At 69.3% G+C, this 23,697-nt stretch carries 21 protein-coding genes, 1 tRNA gene and 1 pseudogene; 11 read left to right on the top strand and 12 right to left on the bottom strand.

The features are described 5' to 3' along the window. The first annotated feature begins 45 nt into the window (after positions 1-45). Positions 46-1,509, top strand: coding sequence for a pyruvate kinase (gene pyk, locus VG296_RS16490; protein WP_325566615.1), 1,464 nt, complete (start codon positions 46-48; stop codon positions 1,507-1,509). Positions 1,510-1,579: 70 nt separating this feature from the next. Here the strand turns inward: pyk and VG296_RS16485 are convergent, their stop codons facing one another. Together VG296_RS16485 and VG296_RS16480 are read right to left on the bottom strand one after the other, a co-directional pair. Next, positions 1,580-2,377: a helix-turn-helix domain-containing protein gene (locus VG296_RS16485; RefSeq protein ID WP_325566614.1), complete on the bottom strand. Its 798-nt coding sequence runs from the start codon at positions 2,375-2,377 to the stop codon at positions 1,580-1,582. Between the two features lie 84 nt (positions 2,378-2,461). Continuing rightward, a tRNA-Leu gene (locus VG296_RS16480) sits at positions 2,462-2,536 on the bottom strand. A 163-nt stretch (positions 2,537-2,699) separates the two neighbouring features. Between VG296_RS16480 and VG296_RS16475 the strand changes: the two genes are divergently transcribed. From VG296_RS16475 to VG296_RS16455, 5 genes are all read left to right on the top strand, one after another. Next, positions 2,700-3,311: an ANTAR domain-containing response regulator gene (locus VG296_RS16475; RefSeq protein WP_325566613.1), complete on the top strand. Its 612-nt coding sequence runs from the start codon at positions 2,700-2,702 to the stop codon at positions 3,309-3,311. A gap of 537 nt (positions 3,312-3,848) precedes the next feature. After that, positions 3,849-5,498, top strand: coding sequence for an APC family permease (locus VG296_RS16470; RefSeq protein WP_325566612.1), 1,650 nt, complete (start codon positions 3,849-3,851; stop codon positions 5,496-5,498). A 181-nt stretch (positions 5,499-5,679) separates the two neighbouring features. Further along, positions 5,680-6,816 (top strand): hypothetical protein, encoded by a 1,137-nt coding sequence (locus VG296_RS16465; RefSeq protein ID WP_325566611.1) that lies wholly within the window; start codon positions 5,680-5,682, stop codon positions 6,814-6,816. A 215-nt stretch (positions 6,817-7,031) separates the two neighbouring features. Beyond that, a complete protein-coding gene (locus VG296_RS16460) occupies positions 7,032-7,418 on the top strand; it encodes a hypothetical protein (protein ID WP_325566610.1) in 387 nt (128 codons plus the stop codon). A gap of 91 nt (positions 7,419-7,509) precedes the next feature. Then, positions 7,510-8,430, top strand: coding sequence for a DMT family transporter (locus tag VG296_RS16455; RefSeq protein ID WP_325566609.1), 921 nt, complete (start codon positions 7,510-7,512; stop codon positions 8,428-8,430). Positions 8,431-8,461: 31 nt separating this feature from the next. Here the strand turns inward: VG296_RS16455 and VG296_RS16450 are convergent, their stop codons facing one another. Then, positions 8,462-8,896 (bottom strand): hotdog fold thioesterase, encoded by a 435-nt coding sequence (locus VG296_RS16450; RefSeq protein ID WP_325566608.1) that lies wholly within the window; start codon positions 8,894-8,896, stop codon positions 8,462-8,464. A 68-nt stretch (positions 8,897-8,964) separates the two neighbouring features. Between VG296_RS16450 and polA the strand changes: the two genes are divergently transcribed. Together polA and VG296_RS16440 are read left to right on the top strand one after the other, a co-directional pair. After that, positions 8,965-11,727, top strand: coding sequence for a DNA polymerase I (gene polA / locus VG296_RS16445; RefSeq protein WP_325566607.1), 2,763 nt, complete (start codon positions 8,965-8,967; stop codon positions 11,725-11,727). A 139-nt stretch (positions 11,728-11,866) separates the two neighbouring features. Next, positions 11,867-12,781 (top strand): phytanoyl-CoA dioxygenase family protein, encoded by a 915-nt coding sequence (locus VG296_RS16440; protein ID WP_325566687.1) that lies wholly within the window; start codon positions 11,867-11,869, stop codon positions 12,779-12,781. A gap of 61 nt (positions 12,782-12,842) precedes the next feature. Here VG296_RS16440 and VG296_RS16435 read toward each other — a convergent pair whose 3' ends face one another. After that, positions 12,843-13,478: a CoA transferase subunit B gene (locus tag VG296_RS16435; RefSeq protein ID WP_325566606.1), complete on the bottom strand. Its 636-nt coding sequence runs from the start codon at positions 13,476-13,478 to the stop codon at positions 12,843-12,845. Positions 13,479-13,482: 4 nt separating this feature from the next. Continuing rightward, a complete protein-coding gene (locus VG296_RS16430) occupies positions 13,483-14,241 on the bottom strand; it encodes a CoA transferase subunit A (protein ID WP_325566605.1) in 759 nt (252 codons plus the stop codon). A 254-nt stretch (positions 14,242-14,495) separates the two neighbouring features. On the opposite strand from VG296_RS16430, the gene VG296_RS16425 reads away from it, so the two are divergent. Beyond that, complete coding sequence (locus VG296_RS16425) at positions 14,496-15,401, top strand: alpha/beta hydrolase (protein WP_325566604.1); 906 nt, start codon at positions 14,496-14,498, stop codon at positions 15,399-15,401. A 46-nt stretch (positions 15,402-15,447) separates the two neighbouring features. Here VG296_RS16425 and VG296_RS16420 read toward each other — a convergent pair whose 3' ends face one another. Then, positions 15,448-16,959 carry a right-handed parallel beta-helix repeat-containing protein gene (locus tag VG296_RS16420; protein ID WP_325566603.1) on the bottom strand — a complete coding sequence of 504 codons (1,512 nt, stop codon included), beginning with the start codon at positions 16,957-16,959 and terminating at the stop codon, positions 15,448-15,450. Between the two features lie 311 nt (positions 16,960-17,270). Continuing rightward, positions 17,271-17,498 carry a hypothetical protein gene (locus VG296_RS16415; protein WP_325566602.1) on the bottom strand — a complete coding sequence of 76 codons (228 nt, stop codon included), beginning with the start codon at positions 17,496-17,498 and terminating at the stop codon, positions 17,271-17,273. On the opposite strand from VG296_RS16415, the pseudogene VG296_RS32905 reads away from it, so the two are divergent. Together VG296_RS32905 and VG296_RS16410 are read left to right on the top strand one after the other, a co-directional pair. Then, a pseudogene (locus VG296_RS32905) lies at positions 17,392-17,607 on the top strand (hypothetical protein); the annotation flags it as partial. The gene VG296_RS16415 and the pseudogene VG296_RS32905 overlap by 107 nt on opposite strands. A gap of 67 nt (positions 17,608-17,674) precedes the next feature. Next, positions 17,675-17,965 carry a hypothetical protein gene (locus VG296_RS16410; protein ID WP_414641101.1) on the top strand — a complete coding sequence of 97 codons (291 nt, stop codon included), beginning with the start codon at positions 17,675-17,677 and terminating at the stop codon, positions 17,963-17,965. Here the strand turns inward: VG296_RS16410 and VG296_RS16405 are convergent. The 5 genes from VG296_RS16405 to VG296_RS16385 form a co-directional block, all read right to left on the bottom strand. Beyond that, the gene (locus VG296_RS16405; protein WP_325566601.1) at positions 17,962-18,888 is read right to left on the bottom strand and encodes a nuclear transport factor 2 family protein; all 927 of its coding nucleotides are present in this window, start codon (positions 18,886-18,888) and stop codon (positions 17,962-17,964) included. The two genes, VG296_RS16410 and VG296_RS16405, sit on opposite strands and share 4 nt — an antisense overlap. Positions 18,889-19,017: 129 nt before the next feature. Continuing rightward, complete coding sequence (locus VG296_RS16400) at positions 19,018-20,907, bottom strand: helix-turn-helix domain-containing protein (protein ID WP_325566600.1); 1,890 nt, start codon at positions 20,905-20,907, stop codon at positions 19,018-19,020. Continuing rightward, complete coding sequence (locus VG296_RS16395; protein ID WP_325566599.1) at positions 20,892-21,656, bottom strand: 3-hydroxybutyrate dehydrogenase; 765 nt, start codon at positions 21,654-21,656, stop codon at positions 20,892-20,894. Before VG296_RS16395 ends, VG296_RS16400 begins: the two co-directional genes overlap by 16 nt. 66 nt (positions 21,657-21,722) lie before the next feature. Beyond that, complete coding sequence (locus VG296_RS16390; RefSeq protein ID WP_325566598.1) at positions 21,723-23,000, bottom strand: hypothetical protein; 1,278 nt, start codon at positions 22,998-23,000, stop codon at positions 21,723-21,725. Positions 23,001-23,094: 94 nt separating this feature from the next. Further along, positions 23,095-23,697 (bottom strand): class I SAM-dependent methyltransferase (locus tag VG296_RS16385; protein ID WP_325566597.1); only part of this gene is annotated, 603 nt, incomplete at its 5' end.

Here is a 23,697-nt window from a genome sequence, read left to right as displayed (position 1 = left end):
TGGATTGGGCATTGTTACTTATGGGTAAGGGATAGGGTCGCTCATATGCGTCGCGCGAAGATCGTCTGTACACTCGGCCCCTCGGCCGGCTCTCAAGAGCAGTTGTCGGCCCTGGTGGCGGCCGGCCTCGACATCGCCAGGCTCAACCTCTCGCACGGGTCCTACGCCGAGCATGAAGAGCGATATTTCAACGTCCGCAAGGCGGCCGACGAGGCTGGGCGCGCGGTGGGCGTGCTCGTCGACCTGCAGGGCCCGAAGATCCGCCTCGGCAAGTTCGCCGAGGGGCCGGTCACGGTCGAGCGGGGCGACGAGTTCACCATCACCACCGAGGACGTCCCCGGCGACCAGAAGATCTGCTCCACCACGTACAAGGGCCTCGCCGGCGACTGCAAGCCCGGCGACCGCATCCTGATCGACGACGGCCGCGTCGCGATGGAGGTCGTCGAGGTCGACGGGCCGCGGGTCAAGTGCCGCACCGTCGAGGGCGGCAAGCTCTCCAACAACAAGGGCATCAACCTGCCGGGCGTGGCCGTCTCGGTGCCCGCGCTCAGCGAGAAGGACATCGCCGACCTGCGCTGGGCCCTCGGCGAGAACGACGTCAGCCTGCGCGCCGACATGATCGCGCTCTCCTTCGTGCGCAGCGCCAAGGACATCGACGACGTGCACGCGGTGATGGACGAGGTCGGCGTGCGCCTGCCGGTCATCGCCAAGGTGGAGAAGCCGCAGGCGGTGGACAACCTCGACGAGATCGTCGACGCCTTCGACGGCATCATGGTCGCCCGCGGCGACCTCGGCGTGGAGATGCCGCTCGAGCAGGTCCCGCTGGTGCAGAAGAAGCTCGTCACGATGTGCCGCAGGAACGCCAAGCCGGTCATCGTGGCGACCCAGATGCTCGACTCGATGATCACCGCGAGCCGGCCGACCCGCGCCGAGGCCAGCGACGTGGCCAACGCCATCTTCGACGGCGCCGACGCGGTGATGCTCTCCGCGGAGACGAGCGTCGGCGACTACCCGGTCGAGACCGTGCAGACCATGGCCAAGATCATCTGTGCCGTGGAGAACGAGGTCATGGCCAAGGGCCTGCCGCAGGCGATCTCCAAGCCGCGCACCAAGGGCGGCGCCGTCGCGAGGGCCGCCGCCGAGCTCGGCGACTACCTCTCGGCCACCTTCCTGGTCGCGTTCACCAAGAGCGGCGACACCGCCCGCCGCCTCGCCCGCTACCGCTCGCCGATCCCGGTGCTCGCGTTCACCCCCGAGCCGATCGTGCGCTCCCAGCTGGCGCTGACCTGGGGCGTGGAGACCTTCATCGGCGAGATGGTCGACAGCACCGACGCCATGGTGCTCCAGGTGGACCACGCGCTGCTCGAGCTCGGCCGCTGCAAGCCCGGCGACCTGATCATCATCACCGCCGGCTCCCCGCCCGGAATCCCTGGCTCCACCAACGCCGTCCGCGTCCACCGCGTCGGCGACGCCGTCACCGGCGCGGCCCCGGCCTACCGCAAGGCCTGATCAAAGCAGCTCCAACTGCGACGCTTCGGCGGGCGCGGCCTCCGGCCCGCCCGCCGTCCTCGTCCCCGGCTCAGTGCTTGGGCCCCACGAACTCGTCAAGCCGCCGCACCGACTCACGCCGTGCTATCGATACGCAGTTACGCCGGTTGTACCGCCACTCGACTCCGAGCTTGTCGAGCGTGCCCGTGAACAGATCCCTGATGTGTGAGCTCTCGTTCGTGAAGTGGTACCGCGAGTAGTAGCAGCGCGTCGTCTTCCCGTTGCGTGTGCGTACGGCGACGTTGTAGACGCGACACCCGTCCGAGTGGATGAGCCCTCTAACGAACTCCTGAGGGAACTCGTCCACGATCGCCTGCTGCCAGGGCTCGAGTACGATCGCACGTTCATGTTTCCTGCCCGGCCCGTGCTGCGGAAACAAGCACGGCCAGTGCTTGGAGTAGGCCTTCACTTCGTGCATTCCCGGTTTCTGCACGCGGTTGACGCTGTTGTGCGGCATGACGGCGCGCATCGCTGCCTCGCACTCGTCCATGAGACCCGGCCATGCATCAGCGCAGGCGATGTTGAGGAAGTACACGCCCTTCCGCCGCATCGCAGCTCCGTCGCTGATGCAGCCATCACCGAGGTAAAGGCCCAGCAGGTACGAGTATTCTCTGCGATCGAGCTGCACCGCGCCAGGTTCGCAACGTGGGCAGCGAGAGCGCAGTCTGCCGGGCAATGTTCCTGATCTTCGGCGGTCTTCGTGCTTCCAATGGCCGATGGTCCCCGACGGGACTCCGAATATTCGCGCCACCTCGGCATTGGTGACGCCGTCGCGCAGCATGGTGACGGCCTTGGCGCGGGTTTCGAGCGAGTGTGCGAGAACTGGCATGCACCGAGCGTCTGCGCAGCCCACGGGCCTGCGCAATGATAACAATGCTAATTCACTGGAAATGGCGAATCGTCATTTTATATGTACCCCGGGTCGGACTCGAACCGACACTGTGCGGGACTTGAATCCGCTGCCTACTACCAATTGGGCTACCGGGGCTTATGCGTTGACCTGGTGTTTTATTGTCCTGCGGTTCCCATGGTTGCTCAAAACCTGGGGTCGAGCATACCGCATCGCGGACCGGCGGTGCGGGGGGGTTTGGCGGTCGTCTAGGCTGGTGGCTTACGACAGTCGCGACAGTCAGCAGCAAAAGGGGCCGAAGATGACCGCCGAGGACAGCAACCAGCCGCGCAAGCGCGTGGTGATCGCCGAGGACGAGGCGCTGATCCGCATGGACCTGGCCGAAATGCTGGCGGAGGAGGGGTACGAGGTCGTCGGGCAGGCGGGGGACGGGGCTGAGGCCGTGAAGCTCGCCGAGGAACTGCGTCCGGACCTCGTGATCCTGGACGTGAAGATGCCGGTGCTCGACGGGATCTCGGCCGCCGAGCAGATCGGCGAGGCGAAGATCGCGCCGGTGCTGATGCTCACCGCCTTCTCGCAGCGCGAGCTGGTGGAGCGGGCGCGGGACGCCGGGGCGATGGCGTACCTGGTCAAGCCGTTCTCGAAGGCCGACCTGGTGCCGGCGATCGAGATGGCGACCTCGCGGTACGACGAGCTGCGCGCGCTGGAGAACGAGGTCGCGGACCTGCAGTTGCGCTTCGAGACGCGGAAGATCGTGGACCGTGCCAAGGGTCTGCTTCAGGCGCAGCTGGGGATGACGGAGCCGGCGGCGTTCCGCTGGATCCAGAAGACCTCGATGGACCGGCGGCTGACGATGCGCGAGGTGGCGCAGGCCGTCGTCGACGGGACCTCGCCGGCGTCCACGCCGCAGTAGGAGTAGGTCGAAGCTAGAAGTCGGCCGCAGGCACGGGGCGCCGTGGCAGTCGCGCCGGCGGCGGGCGGCAGCGCGCCGGCAAGACGGCAGCAGCGCCGTGGCCGACGGAGTCGGCCGGGCCGCCCGTTCGCGACACGCGAGCGGGCGGCCGTAGTCTTTGCATGCCCTGTGTATCCGTATGCTTGCATTCCGTAATGGGTCCGGCATGCGCGGTATCGGAGCTATGTGGAATTCGGTGCCGGAGTGTCCGCGCTTCGGGAAACGCTTTTCGGTGCGGGAATGCGGTAAACGGTCGCTCCCGGCTGGTGAAAGGCCTCATTCACGGGCCGTCAGATGAGATCGGCAAGATCAGTATCTGATCCACTTGGGTAGCTACCTGCGTGGATGCCTTCGCGCGCCCAAGCACGGAGGTTTACCAAATCGCAGCATGCACAGTCTTCTCACGCTGCAAACGAGTCTCTAGCATGGGCCAACATGTCGGCCGTGCTGACGGCCCGTAAACCCGATCCGTCGCCTGACGTGAGTGAAGGATTCCGAATGGCAGCAGAGACCACTCCGGCCACCGCCGGGGTTAGCAATCATCTGAAGCGGAACGTGGGCCTGATCGGCCTGCTATGGGCTTCGGAGACGTCGATCATCGGTTCGGGATGGCTCAAGGGGGCCGAGCGGGCTCTGGTGACAGCCGGTCCCGCGGCGATCATCGCCTGGGGTATCGGTTCGCTCGCCATCATCATTCTGGCTCTGGTGCACGCCGAACTCGGTGGAATGTTCCCGGTTGCCGGTGGTTCGGCCCGATTCGCGCACTATGCCTTCGGTGGCGCGGCGGGTGCGTCCTTCGGCTGGTTCGCCTGGCTGCAGGCGGCGTCGGTGGCGCCGATCGAGGTCGAGGCGACGCTGAGCTACACCGGCCACTACTCGTTCGCCTCGAACTGGACCACGGCCAGCGGCACCCTGCACGGCTGGGGGTACGTGGTGGCGATTCTGCTGATGGCCGTCTTCGTCGCGATGAACTTCATCGGTATCAAGACGCTGGCTCAGGTGAGCAACGTCATCATGTGGTGGAAGATCGCGATTCCGCTGGCGACGATCCTGATCGTCGCGGTGACGCACTTCCACCCCTCGAACTTCTCCGCGGGCGACGGCTTCATGCCGCACGGGATCGAGGGCGTGTTCGGAGCGGTCAGCGGCTCCGGCATCATCTTCTCGCTGCTCGGTTTCGAGCAGGCGATCCAGCTCGGCGGCGAGTCCTCGAACCCGAAGCGGGACATCCCGCTGGCGACGATCCTCTCGATCCTGATCGGCGCCGCGATCTACATCCTGCTGCAGGTGTTCTTCATCGGCGCGATCCCGGTCGCGAACATCCCGCACCTCTGGGCGAACCTGAACTTCCCGGGGATCTCCGGCCCCTGGGCGGGCATCACGACGCTGGTGGGCCTCGGCTGGCTGGCGAAGATCCTGTTCATCGACGCGGTCATCTCGCCGTTCGGCACCGGCGTCATCTACACGACGGCCACCTCGCGCTACAGCATCGCGATGGACAAGAACGGCTACTGGCCGAAGGGCGCGGGCAGGCTCAACAAGAACGGCCTGCCGTGGGTGGGTCTGCTCACCGCCTTCGTCGTCGGCTGCGCCTGCTTCATCAACTACTCGAACTGGAACAACTTCGTCGGCTTCATCACCTCGGCGAGTGTGCTCATGTATGCGGGCGCTCCGCTGGCCTTCGGCGTGTTCCGGTCCAAGCTGCCCGACTGGGAGCGGCCCTTCCGCCTCGCGGGCGGTGCGGTGATCGCTCCGCTGGCCTTCGTGGTGGCGAACCTGGTCATCTTCTGGTCGGGCTGGCCGACCTTGGAGGGCCTGGGCATCGCGATCCTGCTCGGCTACGTGATCCTGATCGTTACACAGGTGTTCAAGCTCAATCCGACCTCGCTCATCCTGGACCTGAAGGCGGCGGGCTGGCTGCCGGTGTACCTGGTGGGCATGGGCGCAATCGACTGGATGAGCGACTTCGGCCCTGGGCACAGCTTCGCGTTCAAGAGTCCGGTCATCCACGCCTGGTGGTCGGACATCCTCGTGGTGACCGTCTTCAGCCTGGTGATCTACTACTGGGCGCAGGCGGTGTCGCTGACCAAGGAGAAGATCGATCTCGCCATCGACACCACCTCGGTCGCGGAGCTTCCCTCGCACTGACGCCTCCGGTGTAAGTGCTCGATGAGCTCGAGGCGGGGCCCCGGCGGCGTAGAGTCGCCGGGGCCCCGCTCTGCGTGTTCGCCCCCTCTTCCACTCCTGTGGTTTCCGTGATAGAAACGCGCCCGAGTCGCCATGTTTTCTTTGGGGGATCGTCGTCTGTCGCGGGACGAAGGCAGGGTAGTTGATGCAAGTGCCGCCATTGCCGGATACCACTTACTGGTCAGGGCACAAGGTGCTCGCTTTGGCCGAGCAGTACGAGAATGAGGGCTTTGTCGCGGAGTCCTACGAGCTGTATCGCCGCGTCGCGCATCTGGTTGCCACGACGCTGCCGGTGGACCGCGCCGCGTCGCTGCTGGGGCAGATGATGGCTTCCGGGGCGGTTGGTGCGGCCGAGGAGATATTCCACGAAATGGTGGAGACGTGCGGGCCGCATCCTTCTTCGACGGCGTATGCAGCCAGCGCTCTGATGACGGCCGGTGTTGCGGACTTGGCCTATTACTTCCTGGACGCGGTGCTCGCGAAATATCAGACTTCTGAGGGTGAGTTGGAGTCGCTGGCCGCTTATCTGAATGCGGGGCGGCGGTCCGAGTTGGCGGTGTACGCGTTCACCGCGGCGGCGCGGAACAAGCCGGTGGCGACGGTGCTGCGGTACAGCGCTCTGCTGCGCAAGCGCGGGCATTCGAACTCTGCGGTGGGTCTGCTGGTGTCGGTGGCGGCGGGACGGCCGGACGAGGCGGCGCCGCTGCTGCTGGCGCTGCGCAGAGCGGGCCGGGACCGCGAGGTGGAGCCGGTGCTGACCGGGCTCGCGGCGACCGGGGACGCCGCGTGCGCGGCGTTGCTGGACGCGCTGTCGGAACAGGGCGCCGAGGAGGACATCAAGGTCCTCATCCGGCTGTATTCGGTGCGGCCGTTCGGGAGCATCGCCTCGATCGCGGCCGCGGTGCGGTCGATGGACGTCGCGCGCCTGCTGGTGCCCGCGCTGCTTGGCTGCTCGGAGGAGGAGCAGACCGCGTATTTCCTTTCCGAGCAGGCGGAGTTGTCCGCCGCGCAGCGCGGTCGGCTCGCGGCGCTGCTGGTGTCCGCGGCGCCCGCGGACTGCCCGGACGCGCTGCTGGCCTGGTACGCGGGGTGGGCCGATCCGGCGGGCCTGGTCTGGCTGGTGGAGCAGTTGACCGACTCGGGCGTGCCGCTGGAGCCGGTGCTCGCGGCGACCGCGCGGCGGCGCGATTTCGAGCCGCTGCGCGAGGCCCTGCACCGCTTGGGCAACCACCAGTTGGCGTACCGGCTGGCCGGACTTCGTTCGGAGTTCGGGCTCTGATCCGCTGGGCGATTCGGCAGGCGGTCCGATTCGCGATTCGGTCGGCGACTCGGCAGGCGGTACCAGCGGCCTCATCCCTCGGGGGGAGGCCGCGCGGATGACTCGGTCCACGGGGTGATGCGGCGAAATCGACCCGGCAGGCGATTCGCTTCGAGCCCTGCGACGGCATCGTGGTGAGCGTTGGGAAAGCGCTCCGCACTGAATGAGGCCGTCACATGAGATCCCTGTTCAACGGCTCGCCGCGGCAGCGGGAGACGCGACTGCTCGCGGGCTGCGCCGTGCTGCTGCTGCCGTGGATCGTGGTGCTCGCGGCGACGCTGCCCGCGCACATCGTGGCGCGCAACTGGTCGATGGCCTGGTCCGGTTTCGACGTGCTGCTCGCGATCATGCTGGGGACCACGGCCTGGCTGCGGCGCAGCGGGGATCCGCGGGTCGGCGCGTTCGCCGGGGCGAGCGCGGCGATGCTGCTGGTGGACGCCTGGTTCGACACCTCGACCTCGGCGACCGGGGCCGACGCGCTCATGGCCTGGGGCAGCGCCGTGTTCGTCGAGCTGCCGCTCGCCTTCGTCTGCGCGCGCATCGCGCTGCGTCGGCAGCGCTGAGATCGTACTATCCGCCTGTCGGTGGTGCCCGTTACATTGGTGCTGCGGGCATTACGGAGTCCGCACACTCGGGTGCGGAAGAGGTAGGCGGATGACTCGGCGGGCGTGGCTGCTGTTCGCGGCGATGGGCGTGATCTGGGGCATCCCGTACCTGATGATCAAGGTCGTGGTGGACGCCGGCGTCTCGCCCGGCTTCCTGGTCTTCGCGCGCACCGCGATCGGTGCGGTGCTGCTGCTGCCGGTCGCGATACGTCAGGGCGCGGTGCGTCCCGCCCTCGCGCAGTGGAAGCCGGTGCTCGCGTTCGCCGCGATCGAGCTCGGCGTCACCTGGTACCTGCTGAACTCGGCGGAGGAGAAGCTGAACAGCAGCGTCGTCGCGCTGCTCATCGCGATGGTCCCGCTGATCGGCACGCTCATCGCCTGGCGGCTGGGGGACCGCTCGGTGCTGCGGCCGGTGCGCCTGGGCGGCCTGGCGATCGGGCTCGGCGGCGTCGGCGTGGTCGTCGGCGTGAACCTGACCTCCGGCGGCACTCCCGCGTGGGCCGTCGGCGCCGTCGTGCTGACCTCGATCGGGTACGCGATCGCGCCGATGATCGCCGACCGCCGGTTGAGCGAGGTGCCGGGCCTCGGGGTCACCGCGGTCGCGCTGACCGTCGTCGCGCTGGCCTACCTGCCGTTCGGCGTCTTCGACGCGCCCGCGCACCTGCCCAGGTTCAACGTGCTCGCCTCGATCGTCGGGCTCGGCGTGATCTGCACCGCCCTCGCGTTCATCTGCTTCTTCGAGCTGATCGCCGAGGCGGGGGCGGTGCGCGCGACGGTGATCACGTACGTGAATCCGGCCGTCGCGCTGCTGTGCGGCGTCGCGATGCTCGGCGAGAAGCTGACGGCGGGCATCATCATCGGTTTCCCGCTCGTGCTGCTCGGCAGCTACTTCGCCACGCGCAAGGACCGGCCCGCCGCGCTGCCCGACGCCGCGCTCGCGGTCGAGGAGCCGGAGGTCGCGGCGCGCTGACCGCCGCAGACCACCACCGACCGCCGCCGAATCAGCCCTTCGGCGGCTCCAGGATCATGCAGGTGATCCGGGACGTGCACACCCGGCGCCCGTCCTCGTCCGTGATCACGACCTCGTAGGTCGCGGTGGACCGGCCGAGGTGCAGCGGCCTCGCGATGCCGGTGACCCGGCCGGAGACGGCTGCGCGGTGGTGGGTGGCGTTGATGTCCACGCCGACGATCAGCTTGTCGGGGCCCGCGTGCAGCGCCGCGCCGATCGAACCGAGGGTCTCGGCGAGCGCCACGGAGGCGCCGCCGTGCAGCAGGCCGGCGGGCTGCAGGTTGCCGTCCACGGGCATCGTCGCGACCAGCCGTTGGGTGTCGAACTCCACGAATTCGATGCCCAGCTTGCGCGAGAGCTGCCCCCGGTCGTCGTGCACGGCCTCGTAAAGCTTCTCGAATCCAGCGGGCAGCGTGGGCTCGCTCATGGCCACTCCTTTCGGCGGTTGCGTCTGTCGGGCCCGAAGATGTCGGTGCCTGCGCCTAGGATTCAAGCATGGCGACTAGCGCGAAGCCCGCCGGGGCCGGTACCACGAAGAAACTGCTTCTGCTCGACGGTCATTCCATGGCCTTCCGGGCCTACTACGCCCTGCCTCCGGAGAAGTTCACCGTGGCGGGCGGCGAGCAGTCCACGAACGCGGTGTACGGCTTCACGTCGATGCTCGCGAACGTCGTGCGGGATGAGGCGCCGACCCATCTCGCGGTGTGCTTCGACGTCTCCCGCGCCGCGCTCAAGCGGACCGCGCTCTACCCGGAGTACAAGGCGCAGCGCGCCGCCGCGCCGGACCTGTTCCGCGGCCAGGTCGATCTGATCGCCGAGTTGATGGACGCGCTGCATGTGCCGGTGTTCCGCAAGGAGGGCTCGGAGGCGGACGACCTGATCGCAACGCTCGCCACGCAGGCGGCGGCCGAGGGCTTCGACGTGGCGATCGTCACCGGCGACCGGGATGCGCTGCAGCTGGTGACCGATCAGGTGACGGTGCTTTACCCGAAGAAGGGCGTCGGCGACCTGACCAGGTTCACGCCCGAGGCCGTGGAGGAGAAGTACGCGCTGACCCCGCGGCAGTACCCGGATTTCGCGGCGCTGCGCGGCGATCCGTCCGACAACCTGCCGTCCGTCCCGGGTGTGGGGGAGAAGACGGCGTCGAAGTGGATCCGCGAGTACGGCTCGCTGGACGCGCTGCTGGAGAGCGTCGAGGAGATCAAGGGCAAGGTCGGCGAGAGCCTGCGCGCGAACGTGGACGCCGTGCGCCGCAACCGGCAGCTCACCGAGCTGGACCGCGCGGTCGAGCTGGATCGCGGTCCGGCGGACCTGGAGCGGAGCGACGGGGACGCGGAGGCGGTGGACCGGCTGTTCGACACCCTGCAGTTCCGGGTGCTGCGTCCGCGGATCGGCGAGGTCTTCGGGCTGACGGTGGGCGCGGCCGAGGGCGAGCAGCCGGCGCCGGCGGGTCCGGGCGTGGACATCACCGGGCAGCTGCTGGCCACCGGCCAGGTCGCCGGGTGGCTCGCCGAGCACGCGGCCGGGCTCGAGCCGCTGGGCGTGGCCGCCAAGGGCCGCTGGGGCCGGGGCACGGGCGACGTGACCGCGCTGGCGCTGGCGACCGGCGAGGGACCGGCCGCCTGGCTGAACCCGACCGAGCTCGACCCCGCGGACGAGAACGCGCTGCGCGCCTGGCTGGGCGACGCGAGCAGGCCGAAGGTGCTGCATGACGCGAAGGGCCCGCTGCTCGCGCTCGATGCGCGCGGCCTGGAGCTCAGGGGCCTCGCGGTGGACACCGCGCTCGCCGGGTACCTGGTGAACCCGGGCCAGCGCGGCGTCGAGCTCGCCGACCTGGCCAGGCAGTTCCTGCACCGGGAGCTGGGCGAGGCCGAGGAGCCGACGGGCCAGCTCTCGCTGGAGTCGCTGGCCGAGGAGGCGGACGGCGCGAAGGACGCGGAGCAGCTGATGGCCCAGGCCCGCGCGATCCTCGATCTCGGCGCGGTGCTCCAGGCCAAGCTCGCCGAGGTCGGCGAGGACCGGCTGCTCGGCGAGGTGGAGCTGCCGCTGGTGGAGCTGCTGGCCCGGATGGAGCGGCGCGGCATCGCCGCGGACCGGGACTATCTCGGCGAGCTGGAGGGGATGTTCGCGGCCGACGTGAAGCACGCCATCGAGGAGGCGCACGCGGCGGTCGGCACCCAGTTCAACCTCGGCTCCCCGAAGCAGCTGCAGGAGGTGCTGTTCGAGCAGCTCGCCCTGCCGACCAAGGGCATCAAGAAGACCAAGACCGGCTACACCACGGACGCCGACGCCCTGCAGACGCTGGTGCAGAAGGCCACGACCGACCAGCAGCGGGCCGCGCTGGCGGCGATCCTGCGGCACCGGGACGTGAGCAGGCTGCGCAGCACCGTCGAGGGCCTGATCAAGACCGTCGGCGAGGACGGCCGGATCCACTCCTCCTTCAACCAGATGATCGCGGCGACCGGCCGGCTCTCCTCGACCGATCCGAACCTGCAGAACATCCCGGTGCGCACGGACGAGGGCCGGCGGATCCGCAAGGCGTTCGTCGCGGGTCCGGGCTACGACTCGCTGCTCACCGCCGACTACAGCCAGATCGAGATGCGCGTGATGGCGCACCTGTCCGGGGACGAGGCGCTGATCGAGGCCTTCAACTCCGGCGAGGACCTGCACAGCTCGGTGGCCTCCCGCGTGTTCGGCGTGTCGCCGAATGAGGTGACCGGGGAGCTGCGCCGCCGGGTCAAGGCCGTGTCCTACGGGCTCGCGTACGGCCAGTCGGCTTACGGGCTGGCGAACGGCCTGGGCATCACGAACGCCGAGGCCACGAAGATCATGGAGGACTACTTCGCGCGCTTCGGCGGGGTCCGCGACTATCTGCACCAGGTGGTGGACCAGGCGCGGCAGACCGGCTACACCGAGACCCTGCTCGGGCGCCGCCGCTACTTCCCCGACCTGACGTCCACCAACGTGCCGCGACGTCAGATGGCCGAGCGGATGGCCCTCAACGCGCCGATCCAGGGCTCCGCCGCGGACATCATCAAGCTCGCGATGCTGCGGGTGGAGGCGGCGCTCGGCGAGGCCGGTCTGCGGTCCCGGCTGCTGCTCCAGGTGCACGACGAACTCGTGCTCGAGCTCGTGGACGCCGAGCGCGAGCAGGTGGAGCAGCTGGTGCGTACGGAGATGGCCGGAGCGTACGAGCTGCGCGTTCCGCTGGACGTTTCCGTGGGCGTCGGCAAGGACTGGCGCGCGGCGGGTCACTGAGCGAGCATGGCCGCTAACCGGCTGATAACCGGGTCGTGCCACGGCGAATCGACGTGTCACAGGTCTGTCACCGACTCACCCGGTGTTCATGAGCGGCCGATATGGTGACCGGGCAAGCAGACCAGGAGAGCAGGTGACCATGGAGTCCACGGAGATACCGGCGGCGAGCGATTCCGCGACGACCCCGATGTCCAAGGAGCAGCGCGAGCAGTTCGATCGCGACGGCTACCTCGTCATTCCGAACGCGCTCAGCGCCGAGGAGGTGGCGTACTACACCGAGGTCATCGACCGGATCTACGCCGAGGAGAAGGCGAAGGACGCTCTCTCGCCGGAGGGCGCGATGCACGTGCTCTCCGCGGTGCACCGCAGCCCGGAGGTCGCTCCGCTGCTCGACCACCCGAAGACCTTCCCGCTGGTGTGGTCGATCCTCGGCTGGAACGTGCACATCTACCACTCGCACCTGGACGTGCACCCGAAGATCGCCGTGCCGAAGCCCTTCCGCTTCGAGTGGCACCAGGACGGCGGCCGGCAGAACCGCGAGATCGAGACCGACCCGCGTCCGCGGCTGTCGGTCAAGCTCGCCTACTGGCTCTCCGACGTGTCGGCCGAGGGCCGCGGCAACTTCAAGGTCGTGCCGGGCAGCCACCTGAGGAACTGGATCGACGGGCCGCCGCGGCGCGATGTCGAGTGGCCGGAGCCGGAGGGCGCCGTCGAGGTGCTCGCCAACCCGGGCGACGCCGTGTTCTTCGACCGGCGGATCTGGCACACCCGGACCAACAACTACTCGGACGTGACGCGCAAGGGCATGTTCTTCGCCTACACGCTGCGCTGGATCGCGATCCGCGACGAGGTCGAGGCCGTCCGGGCACGTCCCGATTTCGCCTCCCTGAACCCGGTGCAGCGCCAGCTGCTCGGCGAGTCGCTGCACCAGCCGCGCCCGGGCCACACGTACGGCGACCACCAGTGGGGCCACTACCCGGAGACCACTCCGCTGCACGGCTTCCTGAAGGACAACGACCTGTTCGACACGAGCTGGCCGGCGCTCAAGCCGTAGTCTTCGGCACTCGGCACAAGGCAGGGCCCGCTCGCTTCGAGCGTGCGGGCCCCTCGCGCTTCTAGAGCTCGATTTTGAGCGGTACGCCCGTGGCCGCGACGACCTGCTCCTCGGTGACGTCCGGCGCCAGCTCGCGCAGCACCAGGCCGCCGGGCTCGATGTCGATCACCGCGAGGTCGGTGATGATGCGGTGCACGACGCGCTTGCCGGTCAGCGGCAGCGTGCAGGATTCGACGATCTTGGGCTCGCCGTCCTTGGCGGTGTGCTCCATCAGGACGATCACCCGTCTGGCCCCGTGCACGAGGTCCATCGCGCCGCCCATGCCCTTGATCATCTTGCCGGGGATCATCCAGTTCGCGAGGTCCCCGTCCTTCGAGACCTGCATCGCGCCGAGCACGGCCACGTCGATCTTGCCGCCCCTGATCATCGCGAAGGAGGCCGCGGAGTCGAACAGCGCGGCGCCGGGCAGCAGCGTCACCGTCTCCTTGCCCGCGTTGATCAGGTCCGGTTCCTCGTCGCCGTCGAAGGGGTACGGGCCGGTGCCGAGGATCCCGTTCTCGGACTGGAGCACCACGTGCACGCCATCGGGCACGTGGTTCGGGATAAGCGTAGGCAGGCCGATGCCGAGATTCACGTATTGGCCGTCGGAAAGTTCGCGCGCGGCGCGCGCGGCCATCTGGTTGCGGTCGAGCGACATGGTGTCAGACCCCTTCCGTGCGCGGGCGCACGGTGCGCCGCTCGATCCGCTTCTCGGCCACCGTCGCCTCGACGACCCGGTGTACGTGCACGCCGGGCAGTTGCACCGCGCTCGGCGGGATCTCGCCGGCTTCGACGATCCGCTCGGCCTCCAGCACGCAGATCCGCCCGGCCATCGCCGCGAGGGGATTGAAGTTCATCGAGGAGCCGTTGAACACCGCGTTGCCGTGCCGGTCCGCGATCGTGGCGCGCACCAGGGCGAAGTCGGTGGTGATGGCCTGTTCGAGGATGTACTCGCGGCCGTTGAAGCTGCGGACCTCCTTCGGCGGGGAGGCGAGCGCGACGGTCCCGTCCGCGTGGTACTTCCACGGCAGCCCGCCCTCGGCGACCTGCGTGCCCACTCCGGTCGCGGTGTAGAACGCGGGGATGCCGGCGCCGCCCGCGCGCAGCCGCTCGGCGAGCGTGCCCTGCGGGGTGAGTTCCACCTCGAGTTCGCCGTGCAGGTACTGCCGGGCGAACTCCTTGTTCTCTCCGACGTAGCTGCTGGTCATCCGGGAGATCTGTCCGGATTCGAGGAGCAGGCCGAGGCCCCAGCCGTCCACGCCGCAGTTGTTGGACACCACGCGCAGGTCTCGTGAACCTGTGGCGAGGAGCGCGGCGATCAGCGTGGAGGGGATCCCGCACAGTCCGAACCCGCCGACGGCGATCGTGGCGCCGTCCGGGATGTCGGCCACGGCCTCAGCCGTGGCGACCACCTTGTCCATAGGAATCTCTGACTTCCTTGTCGATGCCGATCCAGTGATGGTCGTTCATCCAGCACTGTAGTCTCGCCCGTTCGCCCCGGCTGATCGGATGTCCGCCGGACACATGTGGTTCGCGCGGAATGTGTACGCGGCTCACATGGGCGCGCCGGCTCCTCGGCGCGGCGTTCGTCCTGATCGTCTTCTTAGCCCCCGGCGGTTTGGCCGGGCGCACGGGGGCGAAGAGAACTACGGGCATCGAGGAGGTCTGAGATCAGATGACGACGACGTGGCGGGAGTACACCGAGACGAGTGTCCCGGTGCCCGGCGGCGATCTGGCGGTGCTCCGCTGGCCCGCGACCGAGCCGGGAGCCGCCGCGCCGCCGCCGCCGATCCTGCTCGTGCACGGCATCACCGGCAACGCCCTGGCCTGGGCCGGAGTTGTGGACGAGATCGGCGGCCGGGCCGAGCTGATCGGCGTCGACCTGCGCGGCCGGGCCGGCTCCCGGGAGATCGACGGCCCTTGGGGCATCGACCGGAACGCGGCCGACCTGGTGGCCGTGCTGGACGCCCTGCACCTGGAGCAGGCGCTGCTCGTGGGTCACTCACTTGGAGCATTCGTCGCAGCGCAGGCCGCGGCCACGTCCCCCAAGCGGTTCACCCGCTTCGTCGCCATCGACGGCGGCCTCGGCTTCCCGCTGCCACCCGGCGCCGACGCGGACGCCGTCCTCGAGGCCATCGTCGGCCCGGCGGTCAAGAAGCTCTCGATGACCTTCGCCGACGAACAGGCGTACCTCGACTTCCACCGCGTCCACCCAGCCTTCGTCGGCAACTGGACCCCGCAGTTGACGGCGTACCTCGTGCGCGATGTCCGCATGCTCCCGAACGGACAGGTCGTCAGCTCCTGCCGCGAGGAGGCGATTCGCGCGGACGGCAAGCAGGTGCTGCTCGACGAACACGTCCGCACGAACATCGTCAACAACGTGAGCTGCGACGTCGACTTCCTCTACGCCGCCCGCGGCCTGCTCAACGAATCGCAGGCGCTCTACGACCCCGAGCGCCTCGCGCTCGCAGGGCTCGACCGCACTCCCGCCCGCATCGAGTTCGTCCCCGATACGAACCATTACACGATCCTCGCTCCGGGCGCCGGTGCGCAGGCGGTCGCGCGGGCGCTGCTGCGGTAGCTGCAGCGGGCGCCCGCGCGATCCCAATCGGGTTCAGTGGCAGGGTTCAGTGGCCTCCGGTGTTGCTGGTCCAGAGCGCCGCGCCGGACGAGCTGTAGACGACGAGGTTGCCGTCGTTCTGCAGGTCGAGCTTGGCGCCGGAGTTGTTCGTCGTGCCGCTGCTCCAGTCGGGCGTCCCGGTGGCGTCGTAGACCACGAAGTTTCCGTCGCCCTGCATCAGAGCCTCGCCGGCGGAGTGCCCGGAGGTGTTCGACGCCCACAGGGCGGCGCCGTTGAAGTAGAGCACGAGGTTTCCGTCGCCCTGCATGTCGAGCGTGAAGCGCCCGTCGCACGAGGCCAACGACTGCCCGGGGTAGAGACCCTGGTTGGCGGTCATGACGCCGCAAGCCGTCGGCGCCTGAGGAACCGTCAGGATCGACGGCTCACTCACACCCAGCAGGTACTCAAGCTGTGTGGTGGACACGAACTGGCTCTGCAGTGTGCTCGACGTCGCCGAGTCCACCAGATACGCCGCGGGCGACGCGGGAGTGCCGCCGCAGCCGCTGGACGACGTGACGCCGACGTGCCGCGCGGTGTCGCTGTTGCCCGTCACCGTCCAGTTGGTCACGCCGTTGACGGCGTAGCCGTAGGCCACGTTCTCGCCCTCGACGACGTTGCCGGTCACCGTGCCGCCGTAGTTGGTACCCGTGCCGCAACCCCACACCTGCGGCCCCATCGCGATACCGACCTTGATGAGCGCGCTCTTTCCGTCGATGACGTTGTTCTTCACGACGGTGCCGGTGTAATTGCCGTTCATCGGCGAATAGTCGACCATGTTGATGCCGCCGAGTTCGTTCTCGGTCAGCGAGGTGATGGTGTTGCCGGAGATCGTCGAGCCCGGCGCGCCGAACACGACGATGCCGCCGTCGGTGGCGTCATTGACCGTATTGTTCTCGACTTCGCTGTTGCCGCACGCGAGCGAGATGCCGTCGGCCCACGTGCCGGATGCGTCGGTGCCCGCCTCCGCGAACGTGTTGTTGAGGATCTTCGCACTCTGGCACGCCGGCGTGCTGTTGGTCACCGTGCCTTCGGTGATGTGGATCGTCGACCAGCCTCTGGTCTCGTAGGCATAGACGTTCTGCACGGCCTGGCCGCTGGCGTTACCGCCGATCTCGATGAGCGCGCTGCTGCCGCTCGCGATCCGGCCCAGCGCCGGCCGATTGCCGTTGACTTGGATGTTCTCGATCGTGATCCCGGACTCGTTGGCGCCGGTGATCGCGGACGACTGGCCGGAGCCGGTCACGACGAGGCTCGCGCGGGTGGAACCGGTCGGCAGACCCTGGGTGTAGATCTGCTGGTTCGCCGCGGTGAACGCGACGGGGCTGGTCAGGTCGAACACCGCGCTCGGGCACAGCACGGCCGCCGCGCCCTGCCCGGACAGCGCGGCGGTGATGCCCGCGACGTCGCCCGAGGCGATGCACGAGGCCGCGGCGGCGTTCGGTTGGGCGCCGAACGCGGCGGTCGGCACGGCGAGCGCGAGCGCGATCGCCGCGAGTCCGGCCGGAATGGATATTCGCATGGGCATTCCTCATTGAATGCGAGATGCGCATGGGATCGCGCACTTCTGACATGCGGAAGTTTCACGATTCGGGGGTGCGGCGTCAAGACGAAGGGATTTAATTTACGAGAAGGGATTTATTTTACGACGAGGCTATGCTGATGCTGTGAGCGTCGGTGGAGAGAGCGAGCTCGGCCGTTTCCTGCGTGCCCGGCGCGCCGCGATCCGGCCGCAGAGCGTGGGCCTCGCGGACCGCGGCCGGCGCCGGGTGCCGGGTGCCGGGCCTGCGCCGGAACGAACTGGCCACGCTGTGCGGGATCAGCACCGAGTAACTACGTGCGGCTGGAGCAGGGGCGGGACCAGAATCCGTCGAAGCAGGTGCTGGACGCGCCGGTCGGCGCGCTGCGGCTGGACGAGCAGGCCACCGTCCACCTGTACCGGCTGGCCCGGCCGGTGCCGGCCCGGCGCAAGGCGGCGGAGTCCGCGGCCTCGCCCGCGCTGTGCCGGCTGATCGACGCGTGGCCGTTGACGCCGGCGATCGTCACCGGCTGTCTGGGCACGGTCCTCGCCGCCAACCCGCTCGCGCGGCTGCTCTCCCCGCTGCACTGTCCCGGGACCAGCCTGCTGCGGGTGTGCTTCCTGGACCCGGTCTGGGCCGCGCGTCCAGGCTGGGCGGCGGAGAGCGCGGACCGGGCGGCGGCGCTGCGCGCGACGGTCGGGGCGCTGGGCGAGGAGGATCCGACGGTGCGCGCTGGTCGAGGAACTGTCGGCGGGCAGCGCGCGATTCCGCGAACTGTGGAGCCGACACGACATCAGGGCCCGTACACGCGGGGTCGCCGTGTTCGACCATCCGCGGGTCGGGAAGCTGAAACTGCGGTACGAGAGATTCGCCGCGCTCAACGAGCCGGGCCCGGTGCCGGGAACGGCCGGCCGGTTTCTCGCCGCGTTCCAGGCGGAACCCGGCAGCGCCTCGGCGGCCCGCCTAGCCGCGCTGGCCGAGATGGCGGGCCGCCGGGACGGGGTCTAGAACATCGTGTTGTCGTTGGCCGAGGTGGCCGGGACGTTCTCGGCCGAGCCCCACTGCTCGACGATCCTGCCGCCCTCGACGCGGAAGAGGTAGACGGCGGCCTGGCCGAGGTTTGAGGGCGCGTCCTTGACGTGCGCGTGCACGGCGACCAGGTCGCCCTCGGCCACCACCTGCGCGATCTGGACGCCGAACCACGGGTTCTGCGCGAACAGCGAGGAGTAGTACGCCGTCAGCGCGGCCGACCCGTTGGCGATCGCCGGATCATGCTGGTAGACCGAGGGGGCGACGTACCGGTCGATGGCGCTCAGATCGTGATCCTGCATCAGGGTCGTGACGTAGTCGAGCACGACGCCCTTGTCCTGCGCGGTCACCGCGGCCGGAGCGCTGTCGCCGGCGGGCTGGCTGAGCTGCGAGAACGGATCGTTGCCGTTGGCCGTCGTGGTCGGCGCGGTCTCCAGAACATCCCAGTGCTCGACGAGCTTGCCGTTCTCGACGCGGTAGATGTCGAAGTTCGCCTGATTCCCGGACTCGTTCTGCAGGAAGACGAGGTCGCCCTCGGCCACCTCGCGCACCGCCGTGATGTGCAGCTGCGGAACCGCCGCCCGGACCTGGATGACCAGATTGCGCAGCGCGTCCGGGCCGTTGGCCACGGTCGGGTTGTGCTGGAGGTAGTCCGCGGAGACGTACTTGTCGATGACCGAGTAATTGCCGTCGTTCCACAGCTGATCCTGGACGTAGAGCACCAGAGCCTTGTTCGCCTCGGCCTGCCGGTCACTCGCGCTCTGCGTGGCGGGCGTCGTGCTCGACGCCGTTCTCGACGCCGAGGTCCCGGCCGCGGAAGCGCTCGCGGTGGGTAGCAGCGCGAAGGCGGCCGCGGCGGCCGCCGCCGCGATAGACAGCTGGACGAGACGTGCGCGTCGCATTTGAATTCTCATGGTCATTCCTCCGGTGTGCCGGGCGGCTTCCGCCTCCCGACGCTAGCCAGCTCGCGCCCGTGGGTCGTGGCCCCGCCTTGGCTGGTAGCCGCAGGGCCACCCAGCGAGGCGCCCGCGCTATCGCAAGCTGTGCAGCCGCAGCGCGAGCTGGAGTTCGAGGGCGCGGTCGGGGGACTGCCAGTCGGGGCCGAGGAGCTTGGCGATGCGGTCGAGGCGCTGCGTCACTGTGTTGACGTGGACGTGCAGCCGGTCCTTGGCGCGCATCAGGTTGCCGCCGCAGGCGAAGTAGGCCTCGAGGGTGCGCAGCAGGTCGGTGGAGCGGCGGGCGTCGTAGTCGAGAACGGGGCCGAGGATGCGCTCGACGAAGCCGGGGACCTGGCCACCGCCGAGAAGTAGACCGACGAACCCGAGGTCGGTGGCGCTGGCGGCGTCGCCGATGCGGCCGAGGGCGAGCAGGGCGTTGAGGCAGTGGGCAGCCCCGGTGTACAGCTGCGCGGGCTTGAGCGGGCCGTGGCCGGGTCCCGCGGCGCCGGCGGTGACGGGGCGCTGGATGGCGGCGTGGAGTTGGTGGACGACGTCGCGGGCGATGGCCGTGGGGTCGTTGCCGGGCAGCAGCAACACAGTGATCCCCGCCCGCTCGCCGGCCAGACCGTGCTTCGTCGCCGCGAGATGTGCCGCGGCCGACGCCAGGCGTCTGCGGTCCGCGTCCTCGGCCTTCGCGACGACGACCACGTGCGCGGCGTCGAGGTCAGCGTTCAGCCTTCTGGCACGATCGCGCAACGCGGCGGCGTCCGGATCCGGGCGGTCGGCCGCATCTAAGAGGTCTGTCAGCAGCTCGCCGCGCACCTGGTACTCCGCCTCGCGCACGGACCGCTCGGTCAGCAGCCGCAGCGCCGTCACCATCGCCGCGCGTTCGAGGATGCGCTGGTCGGCCGGGTCCAGGCTCGCGTCCGCGCGGACGGCGAGCGTGCCCAGCCGCTCGCCGCCTGCCTGCACGGCCGCGATCCACAGGTGCTCGCGCTCGGCGCGGACCGCCTTGCCGGTGCGTTCGGATTCCGCGGTCGCCGCCTCGACATCAGGCCCGTGCACGTTCGACGCCGAGCCCTGCAGCACCTGGCCGTGCGCGTCCGTGACGCAGACCGCTCCGCCGAGGATCTCGCTGACGGACTCCGCCAACTCGCTCAATCCCGCGCCGCGCAGCAGCAGACCGGTCAACGCCTCGTGCGCCTCGGCGGCGCGCTCGACCGCCGCGCTGTGCTCGCGGATGACGCGGCTCGCCTCGGCCAGCTCCGCGAGTGCCGCCTTGGTCTCAGCGAGCTGATTCGCCGATTCGATGGCGATCGCCGCGTGCGTCGCCAGCGAGCTCAGCAGCGCCACCTCGTCCCGCGTGAACGGCCTGACCTTGCGGTCCGACGCGAACAGCACGCCGATCACTTCGCCGCCCGCGAGCAACGGAACGCCGAGGATCGCGACCAGGCCTTCGTCGTGCACCGCGCTGTCGATCGGCCGCGTGTGCCGGAACCGGTCGTCGTTGAAGTAGTCCGCCGTCGCGTACGGCGACGCCGTCTGCGCCACGAGCCCGCCGAGACCCTCGCCCATGCCGAGGCGCACGCGCTGGAACTCGGCCGAGACCGAACCGGCCGTGACGCGCATGTACGTGTCGCCGGCGTTCTCGTCGTGCAGCGAGAGATACGCGACGTCCGTCCCCAGCAACTTGCGCGCCCGCAAGACGATCGCGCGCAGCACGTCGTCCAGGTCGCGCAGACCGGCAAGGTCGCCGGCAGTCTCGAACAGCGCCGCCAGTTCGTTCTCGCGTCGACGCTGATCCCGGATCGTGGCGCGCACGCGGAGTGCCACGGCCCGCGCCTGTTCGAGGGCTGCGATGCGCGCCGGGGATGCTCCGGCCTCGCGCGCGAACCGGACCGGCTCGTCGTACTCGACGGCCGGCGCGTCGCGGGCCAGCAAGGAGAGGAAGATGGTGTCGTCTTCGGCTACTGAGCTGTCCATGCGCCGTCCATCGACAACGAGGCACCGTTGATGAACGCCGCCGCCGGGGAACACAGATACAGCACCAGACCAGCCACCTGCTCGGGTTCGATCAATTGCTTCATCGCCGAGCGCGCGAGCAGCACCTGTTCGATGACCTCTTGCTCCGGAATCCCGTGCGCCGCCGCCTGATCCGCGATCTGCTTCTCCACCAGTGGCGTACGCACATAGCCCGGGTTCACGCAGTTCGATGTGACGCCGTGCGGTCCGCCCTCGACGGCCGCCACCTTCGACAGCCCTTCGAGCGCGTGTTTCGCGGTCACATAACCCGCCTTGTACGCCGACGCGCGCAGGCCGTGCACCGAGGACACGTTCACGATCCGGCCCCAGCCCTGCGCGTACATGTGCGGCAGCGCGGCTTGGATGAGCTGGAATGGTGCCTCGACCATCACCGCGAGCATCCGGCGGAACTGATCCGGTGGGAACTCCTCCAGAGGACGCACCACCTGAAATCCCGCGTTGTTGACGAGGACGTCCGCGCCCTCGGCCAGGTGCACGACGTTTTGCGGCTCCGACAGGTCCACGACGTGAGCCTCGCCGCCGATCGCGGCAGCGACCTCGTGCGCCCGGTCCGCGTCGAGGTCGAGCACTCGCACCTTCGCCCCCGCCTCGGCCAGCGCCGTCGCGCACGCTCGGCCGATGCCGCTCGCAGCCCCCGTCACCACGGCCGTGCGGCCCCGCAGGTTGACGCTATCCACATTCCTCGCCATGAACTCGACCGTAAGGCCGAGGCGCCGGGTGGCGCATGTGGTCCGGCCACATAGGTTTCGGAAAGATCATGTGGCCGGTACGTACTCGGGCTTCCGCATACGCACGCCCGACTCGTGCTTGGACCGCGCCGCCATAAGCAGCCCGCCTGCCGCCGTCACCGTGGCGACGATCGCGGCGACGCTGATCAGCTGCACCGGATCGTGATGCGCCACGGTCATGATCGTCAGCAGTTCCGCGCCGGTGCCGCACAGCACCAGCCAGCCCACGGCCGCCGAGCCGCGTGCCACCGCGTCGAGCTGCGCGAGCTGCACCAGCGACTGCATCGCCCCCGCGTACGCGAAGATCCACGCCACCTTGCTCAGGTCGAAGTCCGAGCCGACCGTGTAGTGCTCGCCGAAGGCGAAGTCGATCAACGGTCCGGCCGACAGCGCGGAAACCATGATCACGAAGGCGCCGATCGCCACGGATGCGAGAACGCCCACGCGCAACGCGGTCTTGCGCGTCTCCGGCACGGCCAGCCGCGGATAGACGAGGATGCCGACGAATTGCGGGCCGAAGTAGCCCGCACGAGTGAACAGCGCCCCCGCCTGATAGCTGCCGAGCGTCGGGCCCCGGTAGTAGTGCGCCGAGAGCAGGCCGTCCAGCAGCGACAACAGCAGCGCGACGCCCATGCCCCACGAGGCCCTGCGCAACTCGAGCAGGTAGCCGTCGCCGCGAATCAAGGTTCTCACGGTGACCATGTCGCGCAGCAGGTAGTGGCACACGGCGCAGGTCGGGAACCAGGACAGGGCCACGGCCGCCATCACCAGCGTCGGGTTCGCGAGCGTCATGCCGACCGCCACGCCCGCGACCAGCTTCATCCCGTAGACGAGCATGAACAGCAGCGTGAAGTCCCGGAAGCGGCTCGAGCCCTGGGACAGGCCGAAGTAGCCGGAGATCACCGAGAACGGCAGCAGCGACACGGCCGTCCACGCCACCTGCGCGGTCGTGATCGCGGGCAGCGCGGCCGAGATAAGCGGGGAGAGCAGCACGAACAGCACGGCCTCGGCCGCGCCGACGAGCACCGACCAGCGCAGCAGCGGGCCGGCTATCGCGTGCACGCGCTCGCCCGCTGTCGCACCGTCCTGTGCCTTCGCGGCGGCGATCCGCCGAGCGGTCACCGCCTGCAGGGCCGTCGCCGGGATCGAGGCGATGAGAAAGAGTGCGAGCAGCGTGCCGATCTGGCCGTAGTCGGCGGCGCCGAGGTGGTGTGAGAGCGCGAAGCTGAAGCCGTAGGAAAGGGCGTTCCCCGAAAGCATCCCGACGGCGAGGATCGTGCTGTCGGCGAGTAGCTTGCGTGCCATGGCGCCGCCTCTCTCACTTGGGTCCCCGGTTTCGGCGCAGACTTTAGAGGGTGAAGCCGAGGCACTCCAATCGCCGCACCGGACGCCAGGTGAACTAAACGCCGACTCTCCGGGTCACGAAGATCGCCGTGCCGGGCACCAGCCGGCCGCGCAGCGCGGACCAGCCGCCGCCCCAGCGGTCGCCGAGATCCTCGGGGTATTCCGGCTCGACCAGGTCCGCCACGGCCAGCCCGGCCGCCGTCAGTTCCCTGATGCGGTCGCCGAACGTGCGGTGATGCTCGACGTACGTCGCCGCACCGTCGTCGTCCTGCTCCACGTACGGTCGCCGGTCGAAGTACGAGTGCCGCACGACCAGGCCCTCGTCGCCGGGGAGGTCGGGCAGCGCCCAGCGGAGCGGGTGCGGCACGGAGAACACCCAGCGCCCGCCCGGCCGCAGCACCCGCGCCACCTCGCGCATCAGCCGCGCCGAGTCCGCCACGAACGGCACCGCGCCGAAGGCCGAGCACGCGACGTCGAACGACGCGTCGGCGAACGGCAGCGCGGTCGCCTCCGCCTGGACGAGGTTCAGCGCCGGACGGCCCGACTGCTCGTCGATCCGCCGCGCGTGCCGCAACTGCCGCCCGGAGAGATCGAACCCGACGACCCGCGCGCCCCGATCGGCCAGCCAGCGCGCGCACTGCGCCGCGCCGCAGCCGAC

This window comes from Actinospica sp., assembly GCF_035552695.1.
In the GTDB taxonomy this organism is placed as follows: Bacteria; Actinomycetota; Actinomycetes; order Streptomycetales; family Catenulisporaceae; genus Actinospica.
Note: the sequence above shows the minus strand (reverse complement) of the source record. Positions and strands in the feature narration are given on the sequence as shown.